This is a genomic window from Streptomyces sp. NBC_00223 (genome assembly GCF_036199905.1).
GTDB lineage: Bacteria > Actinomycetota > Actinomycetes > Streptomycetales > Streptomycetaceae > Actinacidiphila.
On the sequence record NZ_CP108109.1, the window covers coordinates 297,115 to 314,426 of the forward strand.

At 74.6% G+C, this 17,312-nt stretch carries 18 protein-coding genes; 13 read left to right on the top strand and 5 right to left on the bottom strand.

Features of this window, described 5'->3' with window-relative positions; all coding sequences use genetic code 11:
- The first annotated feature begins 15 nt into the window (after positions 1–15).
- From OHA30_RS01320 to OHA30_RS01335, 4 genes are all read left to right on the top strand, one after another.
- Complete coding sequence (locus OHA30_RS01320; protein ID WP_328911903.1) at positions 16–693, top strand: uracil-DNA glycosylase; 678 nt, start codon at positions 16–18, stop codon at positions 691–693.
- Positions 694–719: 26 nt separating this feature from the next.
- Positions 720–1,559 (top strand): phospholipid scramblase-related protein, encoded by an 840-nt coding sequence (locus tag OHA30_RS01325; protein WP_328911904.1) that lies wholly within the window; start codon positions 720–722, stop codon positions 1,557–1,559.
- 111 nt (positions 1,560–1,670) lie between these two features.
- On the top strand, positions 1,671–2,651 hold the full coding sequence (locus OHA30_RS01330) for an N-acetylglucosamine kinase (protein ID WP_328911905.1): 981 nt from the start codon (positions 1,671–1,673) through the stop codon (positions 2,649–2,651).
- 98 nt (positions 2,652–2,749) lie between these two features.
- Positions 2,750–3,619 carry a sirohydrochlorin chelatase gene (locus tag OHA30_RS01335; protein ID WP_328911906.1) on the top strand — a complete coding sequence of 290 codons (870 nt, stop codon included), beginning with the start codon at positions 2,750–2,752 and terminating at the stop codon, positions 3,617–3,619.
- A gap of 114 nt (positions 3,620–3,733) precedes the next feature.
- Here the strand turns inward: OHA30_RS01335 and OHA30_RS01340 are convergent, their stop codons facing one another.
- A complete protein-coding gene (locus OHA30_RS01340; RefSeq protein WP_328911907.1) occupies positions 3,734–4,774 on the bottom strand; it encodes a lactonase family protein in 1,041 nt (346 codons plus the stop codon).
- Between the two features lie 296 nt (positions 4,775–5,070).
- Between OHA30_RS01340 and OHA30_RS01345 the strand changes: the two genes are divergently transcribed.
- On the top strand, positions 5,071–5,709 hold the full coding sequence (locus OHA30_RS01345) for a hypothetical protein (protein ID WP_328911908.1): 639 nt from the start codon (positions 5,071–5,073) through the stop codon (positions 5,707–5,709).
- Positions 5,710–5,971: 262 nt separating this feature from the next.
- Positions 5,972–6,466: an Lrp/AsnC family transcriptional regulator gene (locus OHA30_RS01350; protein ID WP_328911909.1), complete on the top strand. Its 495-nt coding sequence runs from the start codon at positions 5,972–5,974 to the stop codon at positions 6,464–6,466.
- A 48-nt stretch (positions 6,467–6,514) separates the two neighbouring features.
- Here OHA30_RS01350 and ligD read toward each other — a convergent pair whose 3' ends face one another.
- A complete protein-coding gene (ligD, locus tag OHA30_RS01355) occupies positions 6,515–7,522 on the bottom strand; it encodes a non-homologous end-joining DNA ligase (protein WP_328911910.1) in 1,008 nt (335 codons plus the stop codon).
- Positions 7,523–7,637: 115 nt separating this feature from the next.
- On the opposite strand from ligD, the gene OHA30_RS01360 reads away from it, so the two are divergent.
- Complete coding sequence (locus tag OHA30_RS01360) at positions 7,638–8,699, top strand: ATP-dependent DNA ligase (RefSeq protein ID WP_328911911.1); 1,062 nt, start codon at positions 7,638–7,640, stop codon at positions 8,697–8,699.
- 36 nt (positions 8,700–8,735) lie between these two features.
- Here OHA30_RS01360 and OHA30_RS01365 read toward each other — a convergent pair whose 3' ends face one another.
- Entirely contained in the window at positions 8,736–9,158 is a 423-nt protein-coding gene (locus OHA30_RS01365) for a secondary thiamine-phosphate synthase enzyme YjbQ (protein ID WP_328911912.1), read from the bottom strand.
- Between the two features lie 303 nt (positions 9,159–9,461).
- Between OHA30_RS01365 and OHA30_RS01370 the strand changes: the two genes are divergently transcribed.
- Both OHA30_RS01370 and OHA30_RS01375 read left to right on the top strand, forming a co-directional pair.
- Positions 9,462–10,622, top strand: a complete 1,161-nt coding sequence (locus OHA30_RS01370; protein WP_328911913.1) for an LLM class flavin-dependent oxidoreductase — start codon at positions 9,462–9,464, stop codon at positions 10,620–10,622.
- Positions 10,623–11,163: 541 nt separating this feature from the next.
- Positions 11,164–11,985 carry a glycoside hydrolase family 3 N-terminal domain-containing protein gene (locus OHA30_RS01375; RefSeq protein WP_328911914.1) on the top strand — a complete coding sequence of 274 codons (822 nt, stop codon included), beginning with the start codon at positions 11,164–11,166 and terminating at the stop codon, positions 11,983–11,985.
- 12 nt (positions 11,986–11,997) lie between these two features.
- Here OHA30_RS01375 and OHA30_RS01380 read toward each other — a convergent pair whose 3' ends face one another.
- The gene (locus tag OHA30_RS01380) at positions 11,998–12,504 is read right to left on the bottom strand and encodes a MarR family winged helix-turn-helix transcriptional regulator (protein WP_328911915.1); all 507 of its coding nucleotides are present in this window, start codon (positions 12,502–12,504) and stop codon (positions 11,998–12,000) included.
- Between the two features lie 184 nt (positions 12,505–12,688).
- On the opposite strand from OHA30_RS01380, the gene OHA30_RS01385 reads away from it, so the two are divergent.
- From OHA30_RS01385 to OHA30_RS01400, 4 genes are all read left to right on the top strand, one after another.
- A complete protein-coding gene (locus tag OHA30_RS01385) occupies positions 12,689–13,804 on the top strand; it encodes an NAD(P)-binding domain-containing protein (protein ID WP_328911916.1) in 1,116 nt (371 codons plus the stop codon).
- A gap of 125 nt (positions 13,805–13,929) precedes the next feature.
- Entirely contained in the window at positions 13,930–14,706 is a 777-nt protein-coding gene (locus OHA30_RS01390; RefSeq protein ID WP_328911917.1) for a (Fe-S)-binding protein, read from the top strand.
- Positions 14,703–16,190: a lactate utilization protein B gene (locus OHA30_RS01395; RefSeq protein WP_328911918.1), complete on the top strand. Its 1,488-nt coding sequence runs from the start codon at positions 14,703–14,705 to the stop codon at positions 16,188–16,190. The genes OHA30_RS01390 and OHA30_RS01395 overlap by 4 nt, the downstream gene beginning before the upstream one ends.
- Complete coding sequence (locus tag OHA30_RS01400; protein ID WP_405785979.1) at positions 16,187–16,858, top strand: LutC/YkgG family protein; 672 nt, start codon at positions 16,187–16,189, stop codon at positions 16,856–16,858. Before OHA30_RS01395 ends, OHA30_RS01400 begins: the two co-directional genes overlap by 4 nt.
- On the opposite strand, the gene OHA30_RS01405 is transcribed toward OHA30_RS01400, so the two are convergent.
- Positions 16,850–17,224, bottom strand: coding sequence for a DoxX family protein (locus OHA30_RS01405; protein ID WP_328911919.1), 375 nt, complete (start codon positions 17,222–17,224; stop codon positions 16,850–16,852). The genes OHA30_RS01400 and OHA30_RS01405 overlap by 9 nt on opposite strands.
- Positions 17,225–17,312 lie beyond the last annotated feature (88 nt).

Genomic DNA, 17,312 nt, shown 5'->3' on the forward strand with positions numbered 1-17,312 from the left:
GTAGAGTGACGGACCGTGACTGCGCGACCCTTGCACGAGATCGTCGAGCCGGGCTGGGCGAAGGCCCTTGACCCCGTGGCGGACCGGATCGCGGCGATGGGGGACTTCCTCCGTGCCGAGATCGCGGCGGGCCGGACCTATCTGCCCGCGGGCGCGAACGTGCTGCGCGCGTTCCAGCAGCCCTTCGACGACGTAAGGGTGCTGATCGTCGGTCAGGACCCGTATCCCACACCTGGTCACGCCGTCGGTCTGAGCTTCTCGGTCGCGCCGGACGTCCGCCCGCTGCCGGGCAGCCTGGAGAACATCTACCGGGAGCTGTGCGCCGACCTCGGGGTGCCCAGGCCGTCCGACGGCGATCTGACCCCGTGGACCCGGCAGGGCGTGCTGCTGCTCAACAGGGCGCTGACCACCGCCCCCAGGCGGCCGGCCGCCCACCGCGGCAAGGGCTGGGAGGAGGTCACCGAGCAGGCGATCAGGGCGCTGGTCGCCCGGGGCCGCCCGCTGGTGTCCATCCTGTGGGGCCGCGACGCCCGCAATCTGCGGCCGCTGCTCGGCGAACTGCCCGCGATCGAGTCGTCGCACCCCTCGCCGATGTCGGCGGACCGCGGCTTCTTCGGCTCGCGGCCTTTCAGCCGGACCAATGACCTGCTGACGCGGCAGGGCGCCGAGCCGGTGAACTGGCAGCTCCCCTGAACGGCGGCCCGAGGTAGTCTGCCCGGGTGACGACGCATTCCGATACCCCGGCCGGCTGGTACGCCGACCCGAAGGGCACCCCGAACCTGCTCCGGTACTGGGACGGCTCCCAGTGGACCGAGCACACCAACCCCGGCCAGGTGCCCCAGCAGCAGGGCGGCGGCGGCAGCGCCTGGGAGCTGAACGTCAGCAGCGCCCCCGACCCGGCGAAGGTCCAGCGCCAGGTGCAGCAGCAGGCCGGTGTCGCGCCGACCGGCTTCGGCGGCGGCACCCTCTTCACCGAGCCCGTGCTGGTGGTGAACCAGAAGGCCAAGCTGATCGAACTCGTCAACGAGTACAGCGTGTTCGACCAGAACGGCCGCACCCTCGGCTCCGTGGTGGAGGTCGGTCAGAGCACCGCCAAGAAGGTGCTGCGCTTCGTCTCCAGCGTCGACCAGTTCCTCACCCACAAGCTGGAGGTCCGGGACGCGCAGGGCCAGCCGCAGCTCACACTGACCCGGCCGGCGAAGTTCATCAAGTCCAAGGTGCTGGTGCACCGCGCCAACGGCGAGCCGCTGGGCGAGATCGTACAGCAGAACGCCATCGGCAAGATCAACTTCGCGTTCATGTACAACGGCCAGAAGATCGGCGCCATCAAGGCCGAGAACTGGCGGGCGTGGAACTTCGCGATCGTGGACCACACCGAGACCGAGATCGGCCGTATCACCAAGACGTGGGAGGGCCTGGCCAAGACCATGTTCACCACGGCGGACAACTATGTGCTGCAGATCCACCGGCAGCTCGCCGATCCGCTGCTGAGCATGGTCGTCGCCTCCGCCCTGACCGTGGACACCGCCCTCAAGCAGGACTCGCGCGGGCTCGGCTGAGCCGTGCCGGACCTTCCCCGGACGCCGGGCCCCGCGCGGGCGCCCGGCACCTCACGCACGCCCGGCCCGCCGCCCGTGCCCGAGTCCGCGCAGGCGCCCGGCCCCCCGCCCGTGCCTGACTCCGGCGCCCCCTGGGTGCTCGGCGTCGACTCCGGCGGCTCCGGCCTGCGGGCCGCCCTGGCGCGCGCCGACGGTTCCGACGCGTGCGCCCCCGTCACCGCCGGCCGCCCCGCCGTCACCGGTGCCCGCGGCATCGACGCGGACGATCTGCTCGGCCTCGTCCTGCCGCTGGCCGAGGACCTGATGCGGACGGCCGGGGCCCGGCGGATCGCCGCGGCCTGCGTCGGCGCGGCCGGCATGGCCACGCTCGGCGACGACCTGCGCGCCCGGCTGCCCGGCGCCCTGGCCGACGCGCTCGGGGCGCGCGCGCTGGCGCTCGCCGGGGACGCGGTGACGGCGTACGCGGGCGCGCTCGGCCTGCGCCCCGGCGTGGTCGTCGCGGCCGGCACCGGCATGATCGCCCTGGGCACGGCGGCCGACGGCACCGGCTGGCGGCGGGCGGACGGCTGGGGCCATCTGCTGGGCGACGCGGGCAGCGGCGCCTGGATCGGCCGCGCGGGCCTGGACGCCGCGCTGCGGGCCCACGACGGCCGCGACGGCGGCTCGGCGGCCCTGCTCGACCGCGCCCGGGAGCGGTTCGGCCCGCTCGACGGCCTGCCCGCGCAGCTGTATCCGCGCGCCGACCGCGCCGCCGTCCTGGCCTCGTTCGCCCCTGAGGTGGCCGGGTGCGCGGCGAGCGACCCGGTGGCCGCGGCCGTCCTGCGGCAGGCCGCGACGCACATCCTGGAGTCGGCCGCCGCCGTGCGCCCCGGGCCCGGGGCGGTCGAAGTGGCGCTGACCGGAGGTCTGTTCAGGATGGGCGAGCCGCTGCTCGGTCCGTTGCGCGAGCAGGCCGCGCGGCTGCTGCCCGGTGCCACCCTCGTACCGGCCGCCGGGGACCCGCTGGACGGCGCCGTGCTGATCGCCGGCGCCCTCCAGCGCGACGCCCTGACGCTGCCCGCGGACCCGGCACTGCTCAGACTCGTCCGATGACCGAACGTGACTGAGGAATCGGACAGTTGGTGACAGGTCCGACCTACCGCGTACCCGAGCGAACACCGAGGTGCCGCAAGGCGTTAGCATGCGACGCCATGAGCAACGCCACAGGGCCGGCCTCCGGCCTCCCCGTTCGAAGCCCGCGCCCGCGCCAGTCAGGACGCCACCGCCGCCCCGAGGTGCTGACCGCGCCCGAGGGGGCGCCGGTGCTGGTTCTCGCCGTACCCGGCACTCCGACCGCCGCGGCGCTCAGCCTGGCCGAGGAGGTCGTGAGCATCGCCCGTTCCGAGCTGTCCGGCCTCGACCCGCGGATCGCCTTCGTCGACGGCGACGACGGGGAGTACCCCTCGCTGCGGTCGGTGCTCGACCAGGTGGCCGCCGAGCGTCCCGGTGAGGACACCTCCGCGGTCGTGGTGCCGCTGCTCGCCGGGCCCGAGGCGTCGGTGCTGCGCCGCGTCCGGCAGGCCGTGGGCGACAGCAAGGCCCAGGTCGAGCTGACCGACGTGCTGGGCCCGCACCCGCTGCTCGCGGAGGCGCTGCACGTACGGCTGTCGGAGGCCGGGCTGGCCCGCGCCGACCGCGCCCGGCTGTTCACGGTGACCACCGCCGCCGACGGCATCATCCTGGCCACCGTGGGCGGCGAGGAGGCCGCGCAGGCGGCCGGGGTGACCGGGCTGCTGCTGGCCGCGCGGCTGGCCGTACCGGTGCTGGCCGCCGCGCTGGACGAGGACGGCTCGATCGCGCGGGCCGCCGACCAGCTGCGTTCCTCGGGTTCGACGACGCTGGCCCTCGCGCCCTGCCTGATCGGCCCGGAGATCGCCCCTCAGCTGCTCCACACGGCCGCCGCCGAGGCCGGCTGCGCGGGCGCGGACGCGCTCGGCCCGTACCCGACCGTCGGCAAGCTGGTGGTCACGCAGTACGCGGCGGCGCTCGGCCTCGCGCTCCGGCAGTCGCAGGCGCAGTGAACCACCGCTGAACCGCACGGCATACGACACGAGCGGGCGGCCCCGGGCTTTCGGGGGCCGCCCGCCGTCGTGTTCGCGGGCACCGGGCTCCGGGCCGCCCGCGGGCCCGGCGGCTCAGCCGAAGAGCACGCAGGACACCGCGGGCAGCGCCAGCGACCCGGCCTGCTTGGGGATGCCGGTCGCCGGGTCGACGTCGAACCAGGTGACGTCGCCGGAGCGCTCGTTGGAGGCGTAGAGCCGGGTGCCGGCGGGGTCGAGGGTCAGATGGCGCGGCCAGTCGCCGCCGCAGCTGACGGTGTCGACGAGTTCCAGCCGCTCGCCCGAGGCGTCCACGCTGAGCACCGAGATGCTGTTGCTCCCGCGGTTGGCGGCCCACGCGAACCGGCCGTCGTGCGAGATCACCAGCTCCGAGGGGTAGTTGTCGCCCTCGGCGCCGTCCGGGAGCACCCGGACCTCCGCCAGCGGGCGCAGGCTGCCCTTGTCGCCGTCCCAACGGCACACGGTGACAACGGAGTCGAGTTCGTTGATCACATAGGCGTGGCCGCCGCCGGGGTGGAAGGCCAGATGGCGCGGTCCGATGCCCGAGCGCAGACCGAGTTCCCGTTCGACCTCCAACGTGCCGGGCTCGGGGTCGAGTTCGCAGACCCGTACCGAGTCGGTGCCGAGGTCGACGCTGAGCAGCCAGCGGTCCGCGGGGTCGGACACCACCGCGTGGGCGTGCGGGGCCTCCTGGCGGTCCTGGTGGGGGCCGTCGCCCTCGTGCTCCAGGACGGCGCGCAACTCGCCGAGTGCGCCGTCCTCCTGGAGCGACAGCACCGAAACGCTGCCGGGCGCGGCGTAGTTCGCGGTCAGCAGGTGGCCGCGGTGGACGCACAGGTGCGTGGGCGACCCGCCGCCCACGGGCACGGGGGCGCCGAGCAGCCGGGGCGCCGCGGGGTCGGCGAGGGAGAACGCCGCCGCGGCGCCCTCGGGTTCGGTCTCGCTGACCGCGTAGAGGGTGCGCCCGTCGGCGGACCTGGCGAGGAAGGACGGGTTCGGCACCTCGGCCGTGTCCCCGAGCGGGGTGAGCGCTCCCGTGTCCGGGTCGACGGTGGCGGCGGTGAGCCCGCGGCCCCCCGCCGACGTGAACGACCCGATGTATACGTGCGCGGCCACTGCCGTACCTCTTCCGCCTGATGTCTTTACGGCGGCTGAGATTAGTACCTGACGCCTGCCGCGTCGCGTCCGGGGGCTCGCGGCACGCCGCAATGTGCCCCCAAGGAGTCGGCGCGCGGGGGCGCATGGGGCTCGTAGGGCGCGAATTGCGGCGCGAGGGAGGGCTGGTGGTGGCAACCCCCGGGCTGCCCTACTGTGCGAGGGATGAGGGGCCGGTCCGGCTTCCTCAACGCATCGTGGCCCGCACCGGATTCGCCTCGGCGGGCCGTCCGCCCGCACACCGCCAGGGAGTTCGGATGAGCGCGACCGGTCCGTCCGACGCCGTGCCCGGCGCACCGCGACTGTCGGACGCCGTGCCCGGCGGACCGCGGCCGCCCGCCCGTCGCGGGATCGGTCCCGGCCTCGTGATCTGGCTGGTGGTCTTCTGCGGGCTGTGGACGCTCTTCGGGTACGGTCTCGCGGACGCGGCCCGTTATCCGGTCGGCACGACGTATCTCCTCGCCGATCTCTATCCGGCCAACAGCACGCCGCCGCTGCTCTGGGCCCTGTTCACGGGGGCGTTCGCCGGGGGCGCGGTCGGCAGCCTGGTGCACGGGCCGCTGGAGCGGTGGGCGGGCGTCGGGGCGGCGACGACCGGTCAGTTGGCGGTCGCGCTGAGCGGGATCGCGCTGGGGGTGCTGCTCGGGGCGGACTTCTTCTGGGTGACGGCGCCGGACACAGGTACGTATGTGAACGCCGCCGGGCGGTCCGGCGCCTCGTGGGGCGCCGGCGCCTGGATCGGCTGGTCCTCGCGGTACTGGGTTCCCGGTGCGCTGGGGCTGCTCGCGGTCGTCCTCGCGGTCGTCGCGGTGCGGGCGGCCAGGACCGCGAGGCGGCGCCCGGAGGGCCTCCGGGACCGGCCGGTCCCGGCCGCCGTGGGCGCCGCGGATCGGTGATCGCTACGCCTTGGGGTTCGATCCGGCCGATCACGGCTGCGGCGGCGCGCGGCCCGTGGTGCTCGGGCCGCCCAGCGACACGGACGGGACGGGCCGGCGGGCCCCCGCGGTCCGCCGAATACGGGCCGGCGTCCGCTGTGTCCCCCCATTCGCCCGGTGTTCCGGCATCCCCGCAGGCAGTGGCTCAAAACGATCGTTCATCGATGAGCCATTGGTACGTTGCATATGCCAAGATCACCAACTGTGAGGGGACCCCCGGCCCATGTCCGTCGACGTCCTGGACGCCCGCATTCTGCGGCTGCTGCTCGAGCAGCCGCGCACCAGCGTCCGCGAGTACGCCCGCATCCTGGGCGTGGCCCGCGGCACTCTCCAGGCGCGGCTGGACCGGCTGGAACGGGACGGCGCGATCACGGTCGCGGGCCCTCGGGTCTCACCGGCCGCGCTCGGCCACCCGGTGCTCGCCTTCGTCCGTATCGAGGTGACCCAGGGGCACCTCGACTCGGTCGGCGACGCGCTCGCGGCGGTCCCCGAGATCATAGAGGCATACTCGATCACCGGGGGAGGCGACCTCCTCGCCCGCGTCGTGGCCCGGGACAACGCGCACCTGGAGGATCTGATCCAGTTGCTGATCCGGATGCCGGGAGTGGTCAGGACCCGCACCGAGATAGCCCTGCGCGAGCGGGTCGCCCACCGCGTCCTCCCGCTGGTCGAATCGGTCGGCCGCGCCGCGGAATCCGCTCAGCGCCCCGCGAGGTAGTCCCTGGCCGGCGCGGTACACGGACGGTCCGGGCCGCGTTCCACAGGCTCACCGCTTGCGGGCGCGGCTGGGCTGGACGCGGGTGGGTTCGCCCTTCATCTTGGGGTGTTCCGGAGGGTACGGGAGGTCGCCGAGGCCGTGTTCGCGCTCGTCGCGGTCGGCCAGGTCGAGCGCGGCCTCCAGGCGGAAGGCGTGGGTGTCCATGTCCGCGTGCACATCGCCCACCTCGGCGTACCGCGCGGGCATGGTGGCCAGGTCGAAGTCCGTGGGCACCGCGCTGGTCACCTCCTCCCAGCGCAGCGGCGCGGAGACGGGCGCGTGGGCGAAGGGCCGTACCGAGTACGCGCCGGCGATCGTACGGTCGCGGGCGGTCTGGTTGTAGTCCACGAAGATCTTCGCGCCGCGCTCCTCCTTCCACCAGGCGGTGGTGATCCGCTCCGGGTCCCGCCGTTCCAGCTCCCGGGCCACCGCGATGGCCGCGCGCCGCACCTGGGTGAAGGTCCACTCGGGGGCGAGGGGGACGAAGACGTGCAGGCCGCGGCCGCCGGAGGTCTTGGGCCAGCCGGTCAGGCCCAGTTCGTCCAGCACCTCGCGCAGCGCGAGCGCGGCCCGCACCGCGTCGGCGTACTCCGTGCCGGGCTGCGGGTCGAGGTCGATGCGCAGTTCGTCAGGGTGCTCGGTGTCGGCCCTGCGGACCGGCCAGGGGTGGAAGGTCAGACAGCCGAGGTTCGCCGCCCAGGCGACGGCGGCGGTCTCGGTGGGGCAGATCTCGTCGGCGTAGCGGCCGCTGGGGAAGGCGATCCGGCCGGTCGGAATCCACTCGGGGAGGTTCTTGGGGGCGCGCTTCTGGAAGAAGGAGCCGCCCTCGACCCCGTCGGGGTAGCGCTCCAGGGTGGTGGGCCGGTCCCTGAGCGCGCGCAGCACCCCGTCGCCGACGCTCAGGTAGTAGCGCACGAGGTCGCCCTTGGTGAATCCGCGCTGCGGGAAGTACACCTTGTCGGGGTTCGAGACCCGGACCGTGCGCTCGCCGACGGTGAGTTCCAGCGGCTCTGCCATGTCCTCACGCTAGGGCGCCCGGGCACGGGCCGCGCGCCGGAGATCCCCGGCGGGCGGTCCTGTGCCGACGGCCGCCGCCGGGCGCGGCCCGCGCCACCGCCGCACAATCGCCCTCATGGACCTCCCGGTGATGCCGCCCGTGCACCCGATGCTCGCGAAGACCGCCGCGGCCCTCCCGACGGGCATGCGGTACGAGCCCAAGTGGGACGGTTTCCGGGCGATCGTCTTCCGCGACGGCGACGAGGTCGAGCTGGGCAGCCGCTCGACCAAGCCGCTCACCCGCTACTTCCCCGAGCTGGTCGCCGCCCTGCGCGAGCAGCTGCCGGCGCGCTGTGTGCTGGACGGCGAGATCGTCGTCGCCCTCGACGGCCGGCTGGACTTCGACAGGCTGCTGGAACGCATCCACCCGGCCGACTCCCGGGTACGCCATCTGGCCGAGGTGACCCCGGCGAGTTTCATCGCGTTCGACCTGCTCGCGTTGGGCGACGAGTCGCTGCTGCCCGTCACGCAGCGCGAACGCCGGGAGCTGCTGGAGGCCGCGCTGCGCGACGCCGCGCCGCCGCTCTTCCTGACCCCGGTCACCGACGACCTGGAGGTGGCCCGGCAGTGGTTCGACCAGTTCGAGGGCGCGGGCCTGGACGGGGTCGTCGCCAAGCGGCCGGACTACCCGTACCGGCCGGGCGAGCGGGTCATGACCAAGGTCAAGCACGAGCGGACCGCGGACTGCGTGGTGGCGGGGCTGCGCCTGCACAAGAGCGGCCCGGTCGTGGGCTCGCTGCTGCTCGGTCTGCACGACGCCGAAGGCCGCCTCCAGCACGTCGGGGTCTGCGCCTCCTTCCCGATGGCCAGGCGCCGGGCGCTGATGACGGAACTCGAACCGCTGCGGATGGAGTCCGTCGCCGGGCACCCGTGGGAGGCGTGGGCCAGCGAGGAGGCGCAGGCCGCCGACCGGCTGCCGGGCGGGCCGAGCCGGTGGACCGGGAAGAAGGATCTGTCCTGGATTCCGCTGCGCCCGGAGTTGGTGGTCGAGGTCGCGTACGACCACATGCAGGGCGACCGCTTCCGGCACACCGCGCAGTTCCGCCGCTGGCGCCCGGACCGCGAGCCGGGCCAGTGCAGCTACGCGCAGTTGGAGGAGCCGGTGCGGTACGACCTGACGCAGATGCTGGGCGGGTGACGGCGGGGCGGTTGACGGCGGGGCCGCCGGGGCCGTTCAGCCGAGGAAGCTCAGCCGGACCTGGCGGCGGGGGTTGTCCTTGTTGGTGTCGACCAGGACGACGGACTGCCAGGTGCCCAGCTCCAGCCGTCCGCCGATCACCGGGAGCGTGGCGTGCGGCGGGACCAGGGCGGGCAGTACGTGGTCGCGGCCGTGCCCGCGGCTGCCGTGGCGGTGCTGCCAGCGGTCGTCGGCGGGCAGCAGGTCGCGCAGCGCGGCGAGCAGGTCGTCGTCGCTGCCCGCGCCCGTCTCGATCACGGCGATCCCGGCGGTGGCGTGCGGGACGAAGACGTGCAGCAGCCCGTCGCGCCCGCGCGCCGCCTCGCGCAGGAAGGACGCGCAGAGGTCGGTGAGGTCGTGCACGGTCTCCGTCGACCCGGTGGTGACGTCGACGACGCGTGTGGTGAAGGTGTCGGCCATACGTCCATGGTCGCCCACCATCCGGGTGCCGAGACGGCATTGACCGGTTCGCGGGGCTGTCGCTACCTTCGCGGCATGTCACGTCCTTGCCTGCTCACCACGCGCGGTCACATCGACCTGCTGCGGGTGGCGTCGGCCGCGTGTCCCTTCGGCCTCTGACGTTCGACTCTCCTCAAGCCGGTCCGTCGTTCCCTCCCCTCGCGCGCTTCCGGCGTGCCGCCGGGTGTTCCCCGTGCCGCCACCGCCGGGGCGGCGCCGGCCACGTACCCCCGCCCGTACTCCGCCCATGGAAGGCGTCCACCCATGTCCGTACATGTGCACTGGTTTCTGCCCACCGGAGGTGACGGCCGCACGCTGGTGGACCGTCACGCCTACACCGACGGGGGCATCACGCGCTCCAAGATCACCCCGGCCGGCGGCATCCGCGCCCCCGACATCGACTACCTCGCGCAGATCGCCCGGGCCGCCGACCAGTTGGGCTTCGAGGCGGTCCTGACCCCGACCGGTACGTGGTGCGAGGACGCGTGGCTGACCACGGCGGCCCTGTCCCAGCACACCGAGCGGCTGAAGTTCCTGGTCGCCTTCCGGCCCGGGGTGATCTCGCCGGTGCTCGCGGCGCAGATGGCGGCGACGTACCAGCGGCTCACCCGGGGGCGGCTGCTGCTCAACGTGGTGACCGGCGGCGACGCCACCGAGCAGCGGCGGTTCGGCGACCATCTGGACCACGACAGCCGTTACGCGCGCACCGCGGAGTTCCTTCAGGTGGTGCGCGGGGTGTGGCAGGGGCAGCCGTTCGACTTCCACGGCGAGCACTACCAGGTGGAGGGCGGGCTGACCGCGCTGCCGCCGGACCCGCTGCCGCAGATCTTCTTCGGCGGGTCGTCGGCGGCCGCGGGGCCGGTCGCCGCGCGGCACACGGATGTGTATCTGACGTGGGGCGAGCCGCCCGCGCAGGTGGCCGAGAAGATCAAGTGGATCCGCTCGCTCGCCGAGGCGGAGGGGCGCACGCTGCGGTTCGGTGTCCGGATGCACGTGATCTCCCGGGACTCCTCGCGCGACGCGTGGGCGACGGCCGAGCGGCTGCTCGGCGACCTGGACGACGAGACGATCAGCGCGGCGCAGGAGGCGCTGGGCCGCAGCGAGTCGGTGGGCCAGCAGCGGATGCTGGCGCTGCACGGGGGCCGGCGCGACAAGCTGGAGATCGCGCCGAACCTGTGGGCGGGCGTCGGTCTGGTCCGCGGCGGCGCGGGTACGGCGCTGGTCGGCAGCCACGAGGAGGTCGCGGACCGGATCGAGGAGTACCACGCGCTGGGCGTGGACCACTTCGTGCTGTCCGGCTATCCGCACCTGGAGGAGGCGTACTGGTTCGGCGAGGGCGTCCTGCCGCTCCTCGCGGCTCGCGGCCTGACCGGCCCCGACCCGTCCCCCGCGACCGCGGACCTTTTCGCCCCGGCGGCCCACTGACCCGCCGCGCGCGGTGCCCCGGGAACGCGGGCCCGGCCCGCGGACTGCCCCGCCCCCGGAAGGGGCGAGGGCACGGCCCCCGGACGACCCTGGCGGCCGCCGGGTGCCCGCGTTCGTCCGGCGGAGCCGGGTGCGCGGCGGCGCGCTCGCCGGGAGGGGCGAGGCTACGCCCCCGGCCAGCCGCCAGAGGCCGACGAGGTCGCGCCCGTCGCCGGGCGGGGACGCGAGCCCGAGCAGCCGCCCGGCCAGCCGCGGAGGCCGCACCCGGCGGGGCAGCGCCGCGCCGGGCCGCGCCAAGGCCACCCGCCCGCAGCAGCCACGCGGTGGCCGGCGTCGGCCGGGGGCCGGTGGCCGGCACCCGGCGGGAGGGCGGGTTTTGGGGGCGATTCGGCTGCGGGCGGGGGGAGTTCGGGCGGGACGGGTGGGGCACGATTGCCGTTGACGCATATTGGTCTGTACCATTCAGCGGGCCGAGGGAACCGCACTCCACCGGGGGCCGCTCCAGCGGACAGGTCCTGCCGCGCCCCGAAGGGGGACACACGTGAACGCGCTGCACCGGCTCGCCGTGCTGGTCGACTCATGCCTGCTGCCGTCCGTCGACGGCCGCGGCGACGCGGTGCCCGAGTGGATTCTGCGCGGCCTGGAGAGAGGCACCCCGGGCGTGGCCGTGCACGCGTACGGCGCCGCCGCCCGGGCCGCCTCCGACGCCCTGCGGGCCGCCGTACCGGACGCGCTGACCGGGCACCCGGGCCCGCACCGGTCGGGCGGCGGGCGCGCCGCGGCGGCCGAACTCGTCGCCTCGGGCGCCAATCTGCACCTCGGCGTGCGGCCGGGCCCGCGCGCCGACGAGACCCGGGTCTTCGTCACCGATCTCCAGACGCACGGCGTGGCCGCCGCGCTCGGTCCGTTCACGGGCACGGGCAGCCTGCGCCCCTTCGCGGAGGGCGCCGCCGCGGGCGTCCGCGCGATCACCGCGGGCCACTCCCCCGTACCCGGCGGCGAGGGTCTGCCCGCCAGCCTCAGCCGGCCCGCGATCACCGGCATCCTGCGCGGCGAACTCGGTTACGGCGGCGTCGTGGTGAGCGGCGCCCTGGACACGCCGTGGATCGTCGACGGCTGGGGCGTACCGGGCGCGGCCGTGCTCGCGTGGATCGCCGGAGTGGACCTGGTCAGGCTCGGGCCGGGCAGCGGCGCGGGCGTACGGGACGCGATCCACGCGGCCGCCGCCCGGGCCGTCGCGGACGGCGACCTGCCGCTGGACCGGCTGGAGGAGGCGGCGGAACGGGTGGCCCGGCTGCGCCGCTGGGCCTCCGAGCCGCGGATGCCGGACGGACCTCGGGCGGCGGCGGCCCCGAACCTCTGAGCGCGGGACGCGTCACCCTTCGGGAGGCCCGCCGACCGTGCCCTCGCGCAGCCGCGCGACCTGCGCCCCGCACAGCTCGACCGTCCGCCGCATGTGCGTGAGCAGCACGCTCAGATGCTCCTCGTCGTAGTCGTCGAACATCTGCCACCACGCGCCGCTCAGCTCGTTCCACACCTGCCCGAACGCGGCCATCCGCTCCGGCACGGTGGCGACCAGCACCCGCCGCTTGTCGGCGGGGTCGCGCTCGCGCCTGGCGTATCCGGCCCGCTCCAGCCGGTCGACCAGCCGGGTCGCGGCGCCCGTGCTGAGGCCGGTCAGTTCGCCGACCCGGCCGATGGTGACCGGCGCCGTTTCCAGGCCGAGCAGATTGAGGCACTGCACATCGGTGGGGTGCAGGCCGAAGAAGTCCGCGAACGCCTGGTTGAACAGGGCGTACGCCGCCGTGTAGTGCCGCGCGGCCACGGACAGTTCGGCCAGCAGTTCGGCGCGGCGACCGGGGTGGGGGTCGGTTCGCGACATGGTGCCTCCAGCGAGGGTTCCGCGCCGCCGGTCGGCCGCGCCCCGCGTGACGCGCGGGTGCGCGCGTGTGCGCCCGAGCAGCTTGGCAGACCGCCGCCGGGCCCCGTAGGGCGGCCGCGCGGGACGGCCTCCGACGGCGTACGGACGCGGGAAGCATTCCCCCGGCCGGGCGGTTGGTAGAAGCATGAACGAAACAGGCGGTGCGCGGAACGTCGACGTCGTCGTCATCGGCGCGGGCCAGGCCGGACTGTCAGCCGGGTACTTCCTGCGCCGGGCCGGCCTGCGCCCGGACACCGGCTTCGCCGTCCTCGACCACTCCCCCGCGGCGGGCGGCGCCTGGCAGTTCCGCTGGCCGTCCCTGACCTACGGCAGGGCCCACGGCGTGCACGAACTGCCCGGCCTGCCGCTGGGCGACGCCGACCCGGACCGGCCGTCCGCCGAGGTGGTGGGCGCGTACTTCGCCCGGTACGAGCGGACCTTCGATCTGCGGGTGCGCCGGCCGGTGGACGTCACGGCGGTACGGGAGGACGCGGGCGGGCGGCTGCGGGTCGAGACCGACGCGGGCGTGTGGTCGGCACGGGCGCTGATCAACGCGACCGGCACCTGGGACCGGCCCTTCCTGCCGTACTACCCGGGCCAGGAGACCTTCCAGGGGCGGCAGTTGCACACCGCGGGCTACCGGGGCGCGGCCGAGTTCGCCGGGCGGCACGTCGTGGTGGTCGGCGGGGGTACGTCGGCGGTGCAGCTGCTGATGGAGCTGGCGGACGTGGCCCGTACGACCTGGGTGACCCGCAGGCCGCCGGTCTTCCGCGAGACGCCCTTCGACGAGGAGTGGGGCCGCTCGGCGGTCGCCCTGGTCGAGGAGCGGGTGCGGCGCGGGCTGCCGCCGCAGAGCGTGGTGAGCGTCACCGGGCTGGCGGCGACCGAGGCCGTGCTCGACGCCCGGGCGCGCGGGATCCTGCGCCGTGAGCCGATGTTCGACCGGATCACCCCGCGCGGCGTGGCCTGGAACGACGGCCGGGAGCTGGCCGCCGACGTCATCCTGTGGGCGACCGGCTTCCGCGCCGCTCTCGACCATCTGGCCCCGCTGCGGCTGCGCGAGCCCGGTGGCGGCATCCGGATGGACGGCACGCGCGTGGCGAAGGACCCGCGGGTGCATCTGATCGGCTACGGCCCCTCGGCGAGCACGATCGGCGCGAACCGGGCCGGGCGGACGGCCGTACGGGACATCCGCGCGCTGCTGGCGGCCGACGAGCCCGCCGCCGGGACCGTACGGACCCCCGAGCCGGCGGCCGGCTGATCGGCCGGAGCATCCGCCGCGCCATACATCGGATGTCTGCTTCCCTGTCGGGCCCGAGTGCGGCAGTATGAGCGCATGCGTGATCCCCATCTGCCGGGCCTGCCCGGCGTCCGTGCGGCGGCCCCATGCGGGTAGCCCTCTTCGTGACCTGCGTGAACGACCTCCTCTACCCGGACACCGGCCGCGCGGTGGTCACCCTGCTCGAACGCCTGGGCGTCGAGGTCGACTTCCCGGCCGCCCAGACGTGCTGCGGCCAGCCGCAGTTCAACACCGGCTACCGGCACGCCACCGAGCCGCTGGTCCGGCGGTACGCGACCGCGTTCGACGGCTACGACTGCGTGGTCACGCCCTCGGGTTCGTGCGCGGCGATGGTGCGGGACAACTACCCGCGGATCGCCCGGCGCGCGGCGGACGAGGGGCGGGGCGAGGAGCTGACCGAGGCCCTGGCCGGGGCGCCGCGGACGTACGAGCTGACGGAGTTCCTGGTCGACGTGCTCGAAGTGACCGACGTGGGGGCGTACTTCCCGCACACGGTCACGTATCACCCCTCCTGCCACGGTCTGCGGATGCTGGGGCTGGGCGACCGGCCGAGACGGCTGCTGGAGGCCGTCGGGGGGCTGGAGCTGCGGGAGTTGGCGGGCGCGGAGGAGTGCTGCGGCTTCGGCGGCACCTTCGCGGTCAAGAACCCGGACGTGTCGGCCGCGATGGGCCGGGACAAGGTGCGGCACGCCCTGGACAGCGGCGCGCGGGTGCTGTGCGGCGCCGACAACTCCTGTCTGATGCACCTCGACGGCATTCTGCGCCGCGAGGACGCCCCGCTGACCTCGGTGCACCTCGCGGAGATCCTCGCCTCCACCGAGGAGCGGCCCTACCGGCCGAAGGAAAGGGAAAAGGTCCGATGAGCGGTACGTATCTGGGTCTGCCGTCCTTCCCCCGGGCCGCCGCCGAGTCCACCCGGGACACGCAGCTGCGGGCGAACCTGACCCACGCCACCCACACCATCCGCGACAAGCGGGCCGTCGCGATCGGCGAGCTGGCCGACTGGCCCCAACTGCGGGCCGCCGGAGCCCAGGTCAAGGACCGCACCCTGCGCCACCTCGACCACTACCTGCTCCAGCTGGAAGCCGCGGTCACCGAGGCGGGCGGCACCGTCCACTGGGCCGCCGACGCCGAGGAGGCCAACCGCATCGTCGCCCGACTCGTCCACGCCACCGGCGAGTCGGAGGTGGTCAAGGTCAAGTCGATGGCCACCCAGGAGACCGGTCTCAACGAAGCCCTCGCCGCCGAAGGCATCGCCGCGTACGAGACCGATCTGGCCGAACTCATCGTCCAGCTCGGCGACGACCGGCCCTCGCACATCCTGGTCCCGGCCATCCACAAGAACCGCACCGAGATCCGCGACATCTTCCGCACCCGGATGGCCGATTGGGGACGGCCCGCGCCCGAGGGCCTGTCGGACTCCCCCGCCGAACTCGCCGAGGCCGCCCGCCTCCACCTCCGCGAGAAGTTCCTGCGCGCCAAAGTCGGCGTCTCCGGCGCCAACTTCATGGTCGCCGAGACCGGCACGATGGTCGTCGTCGAGTCCGAGGGCAACGGCCGTATGTGCCTGACCCTGCCCGAGACGCTGATCTCGGTCGTCGGCATCGAGAAGATCGTCCCCACCTGGCGCGACCTGGAGATCTACCTCCAGACGCTGCCGCGCTCCTCCACCGCCGAGCGCATGAACCCGTACACCTCGATGTGGACCGGCACCTCCGACGGCGACGGACCGAAGGTCTTCCATCTCGTCCTGCTCGACAACGGGCGCACCGACACCCTCGCCGACACCGTCGGCCGCCAGGCGCTGCGCTGCATCCGCTGCTCCGCCTGCCTCAATGTGTGCCCGGTCTACGAACGCGCCGGCGGCCACGCCTACGGCTCCCCCTACCCCGGCCCCATCGGCGCCATCCTCACCCCTCAACTCCGGGGCACGGACAACGAGCTGAACGCCTCCCTGCCTTACGCCTCCTCGCTGTGCGGCGCCTGCTACACCGTCTGCCCGGTCGCCATCGACATCCCCGAGGTCCTGGTCCACCTCCGCGAACGCGTCGTCCAGGGCGGCCCCGTCACCCTGCGCGGCACCCGTACCACCATCAAACCGGCCCGGGGACACGCCGCGGAACGCGCCGCCATGCGGGTGGGAAGCTGGACGCTCGACCACCCGGCCGCCTGGCACACGGCGCAGCGCCTCGCGCTGCGCACCCGCCGGCTGCATCCGGAACGGGCCCCCGGCCGTACCGCGAGGGCCTGGACGGACAGCCGTGAACTGCCCGCGCTGCCCGAGCAGTCGTTCCGCGACTGGTGGCGACAACGGCGGAAGACACGGGAGAACGGCGGGGACCAGTGACCGACACCAGCGGCAGCCGTGCCGAGATCCTGCGCCGTATCCGGCAGGCGCTGACCGACGTCCCCGCCGAGGAGACGCCCGGGGACGTACCCGTCGCCCGTGACTACCTCCGCGTCCACGCCCCCCGCAGCCCGCGCGAGCGCACCGACCTGCTCGCCGCACACCTCACCGACTACCGCGCCCACGTCCACCGCACCGAGGAGGCCGGGCTGCCCGGCACCGTCGCCCGGCTGCTGGCCGAGCACGGAACGCGCCGCGCGGTCGTACCGGCGGGGCTGCCGGGGGCGTGGCTCGCGGAGGTGTCCGGCGTGGAAGTGGTCTCCGGCGGGGGCGGGTTGACGGCCGGGGAGCTGGACGCGGTGGACAGCGTGATCACCGGCTGCGCGCTCGCGGTCGCCGAGACCGGCACCATCGTCCTGGACGCCGGGCCCGATCAGGGGCAGCGCAGGATCACCCTGATCCCCGATCACCACATCTGCGTCGTCCGCGCACCGGAGCAGGTGGTCGACTCCGTCCCCCAGGCGCTCCCCCGGCTCGACCCCGCCCGGCCGCTCACCTGGATCTCCGGGCCGTCCGCGACCAGCGACATCGAGCTCGACCGCGTCGAGGGCGTCCACGGCCCCCGCACCCTCGACGTCGTCATCGTGACGGCGCAGTCCTCAGCGTGACGCCGCCGCCGAGCGGCCGACCCGCAGCGCCCACAGCACCAGCGGGACCTGGGCGGGCAGCCGGGCGTAGGCGGCGGCCTTGAGCGGGGCGGGCCGGTGGCGCCAGTCATGGGCCATCTTCACGTTGGCGGGGAAGACGGCGACGAACAGCCCGGCGGTGAGCAGCGCCCCGGCCCTGCGGGTGGCGGGAAGCGCGACGGCGGCGGCCAGGACGAGTTCGGCGGCGCCGCTGACCCGGGTCCAGGTGCGGGGATCGCCCGGCAGCGCGGCCGGCACGATCGCGTCGTACGGCCCGGGCCGCAGGAAGTGGGTGACGCCCGCGGTGGCGAGGAGCCCCGCGAGCAGTGGGGCGGAACGTACGGGCACCGTGACCTCCTGGGCGGGGCGGGCGTCTCCCGCCGGGCCTTCATCACCTTACCGGCGGGTAGGGTCCGGGCGGCAGGGCCCCGCCGTG

Coding starts and splice junctions, on each gene's coding strand:
- OHA30_RS01385 (WP_328911916.1), top strand. CDS start 12,689: ATGAACGAAACAGGCGGTGCGCGGAACGTCGACGTCGTCGTCATCGGC.
- OHA30_RS01335 (WP_328911906.1), top strand. CDS start 2,750: ATGAGCAACGCCACAGGGCCGGCCTCCGGCCTCCCCGTTCGAAGCCCG.
- OHA30_RS01350 (WP_328911909.1), top strand. CDS start 5,972: ATGTCCGTCGACGTCCTGGACGCCCGCATTCTGCGGCTGCTGCTCGAG.
- OHA30_RS01365 (WP_328911912.1), bottom strand. CDS start 9,158: ATGGCCGACACCTTCACCACACGCGTCGTCGACGTCACCACCGGGTCG.
- OHA30_RS01390 (WP_328911917.1), top strand. CDS start 13,930: ATGCGGGTAGCCCTCTTCGTGACCTGCGTGAACGACCTCCTCTACCCG.
- OHA30_RS01345 (WP_328911908.1), top strand. CDS start 5,071: ATGAGCGCGACCGGTCCGTCCGACGCCGTGCCCGGCGCACCGCGACTG.
- OHA30_RS01380 (WP_328911915.1), bottom strand. CDS start 12,504: ATGTCGCGAACCGACCCCCACCCCGGTCGCCGCGCCGAACTGCTGGCC.
- OHA30_RS01395 (WP_328911918.1), top strand. CDS start 14,703: ATGAGCGGTACGTATCTGGGTCTGCCGTCCTTCCCCCGGGCCGCCGCC.
- OHA30_RS01370 (WP_328911913.1), top strand. CDS start 9,462: ATGTCCGTACATGTGCACTGGTTTCTGCCCACCGGAGGTGACGGCCGC.
- ligD (WP_328911910.1), bottom strand. CDS start 7,522: ATGGCAGAGCCGCTGGAACTCACCGTCGGCGAGCGCACGGTCCGGGTC.
- OHA30_RS01360 (WP_328911911.1), top strand. CDS start 7,638: ATGGACCTCCCGGTGATGCCGCCCGTGCACCCGATGCTCGCGAAGACC.